The organism is Streptomyces sp. NPDC048506 (genome assembly GCF_040651315.1).
GTDB lineage: Bacteria > Actinomycetota > Actinomycetes > Streptomycetales > Streptomycetaceae > Streptomyces.
On sequence record NZ_JBEZIX010000123.1, the window covers coordinates 1 to 2,274 of the forward strand.

Sequence of the window (2,274 nt, forward strand, 5' to 3'; positions counted from 1 at the left end):
TGGGGTGCGGGCGGCTCGTGCTTTGGGTGTGGACACGTTCTTGGAGTTGGGTCCTCATGCGGTGTTGACGGCGATGGCCAGCCAGTGCCTCGACGACGCGGGTGACACGAGCGACGCGGGTGACACGAGCGATGCGGGTGGCGAGAGCGAGGCCCGCGCCGCGGGCGCCGCGGGCGTCACGGGTGGCCTGGGCAGCAAGGGTGATCTGGCGTTTGTGTCTGCTCTGCGTCGTGATCGGTCGGAGTCGGAGACGTTCGCCACCGCGCTGGCCACGTTGCACACCCGGGTGGCCGAACTCGACGTTGCGGCGCTGCATTCGGGCTCCGTGGCCCGACGGATCGACCTGCCCACGTACCCCTTCCAACGCCGTACTCACTGGTCGCCGGCGCTGAGCCACGGACCGGTCGAAATCCCGGGGAACACCGAGACCTCGGAGAGCGACGGGGTGCTCCTTCGGGACCCGGCCGGCGGTCCGCTCGCGGCATCTCCCGAGCCGGTGTCAGCCGAGCGGCTCGTCCGGCTGGTCCGTGAGGCCAGCGCGACCGTCCTGGGCCACGACGACCCCGACGAGATCGCGCTCGACCGCACCTTCACCGCCCAGGGTCTGGATTCGGTGACTGCGGTCGAGCTCAGGGATCTGCTGAACCGGGCCACGGGCCTGACCCTCCCCGCCACGCTCGTCTACGACCTGCCCACCCCGCGCGCCGTCGCCGACCACCTGTCGGCCACGCTGCTCGGGGCGGCCAGTGCCGACCCCGACGCGGACCGGGCTCCCGCGGCGACGACCTCCCGGGGCGGTCAGCCGGACGACGACCCGATCGCCATCGTCGGCGTCGGCTGCCGCTACCCGGGCGGGGTGGCGACGCCGGAGGACCTGTGGGACCTGGTGGCCGCCGGCACGGACGCGATCTCGTCCTTCCCCACCGACCGTGGCTGGGACCTCGACGGGCTGTACGACCCGGAGCCCGGCCTCCCCGGCAAGACCTATGTGCGCCAGGGCGGTTTCCTGTACCAGGCGGCCGAGTTCGATGCGGAGTTCTTCGGCATCTCGCCGCGCGAGGCGGCGGCGATGGACCCGCAGCAGCGACTGCTGCTGGAGGCCTCCTGGGAAGCGCTGGAAGACGCCGGAGTGCTCCCCGAGTCGCTGCGTGGCGGCGACGCCGGCGTGTTCATCGGTGCGGTCGCACCGGAGTACGGGCCGAGGCTCCACGAAGGAGCGGACGGACACGAGGGGTATCTGCTCACCGGCACCACGGCGAGCGTGGCCTCCGGCCGGATCGCCTACACCCTCAACACGCGTGGGCCGGCGCTCACCGTCGACACCGCGTGCTCCTCGTCGCTGGTGGCGCTGCACCTCGCGGTGCAGGCGCTGCGCCGGGGCGAGTGCGGACTGGCTCTGGCCGGTGGTGCCACGGTGATGTCCGGGCCCGGCATGTTCGTGGAGTTCTCCCGGCAACGCGGGCTGGCCCCCGACGGCCGCTGCCGGCCGTTCTCCGCCGATGCCGACGGCACGGCCTGGTCCGAGGGCGTCGCCGTTCTGGCGCTGGAGCGTCTCTCCGACGCCCGCCGCGCCGGTCACCGGGTGCTGGCGGTCGTCCGGGGCAGCGCGGTCAACCAGGACGGCGCCAGCAACGGTCTCACCGCGCCCAGCGGCCCCGCGCAGGAGAGCGTCATCCGGGCGGCCCTGGCCGATGCCGGGCTGACCCCGCGCGATGTCGACGCCGTCGAGGCCCATGGCACGGGTACACCCCTCGGTGATCCGATCGAGGCGGGTGCGCTGCTGGCCACGTATGGGCGTGAACGGGTCGACGATCCGCTGTGGTTGGGGTCGTTGAAGTCCAACATCGGGCACACTCAGGCGGCTGCCGGCGTGGGCGGTGTCATCAAGATGATGCTGGCCATGCGCCACGGCACGCTTCCGCGGACGCTGTACGCGGAGCGGCCCAGCACGCACGTCGACTGGTCCTCGGGAACGATGGAGTTGCTGGCCGAGGCGCGCCGGTGGCCGCAGCGGGAGGGCCGCCCGCGGCGGGCCGCGGTGTCCTCTTTCGGGATCAGTGGCACCAATGCTCATGTTGTGCTTGAGGAGCCGCCGGTCGAGGTCGAGGTTGGGGTTCAGGCCGCGGTTGTGGCCGAGGTCGAGGCTGAGGTTGTGGCTGCGGCCGATGTTGAGGCCGTGGTTGAGGCCGGGGCCGATGTTGGGGTTGGTGGCGCTTCGGTGGTTTCTTCCGTTGTGTTGTGGCCGTTGTCGGCTCGTTCGGGTGGGGCGTTGCG

1 protein-coding gene is annotated in these 2,274 nt (G+C 72.1%); it reads left to right on the top strand.

Annotated features, from left to right (window positions below; all coding sequences use genetic code 11):
- Positions 1–73: 73 nt before the first annotated feature.
- Positions 74–2,274 (top strand): beta-ketoacyl synthase N-terminal-like domain-containing protein (locus tag AB0C96_RS42995; protein WP_362925747.1); only part of this gene is annotated, 2,201 nt, incomplete at its 3' end.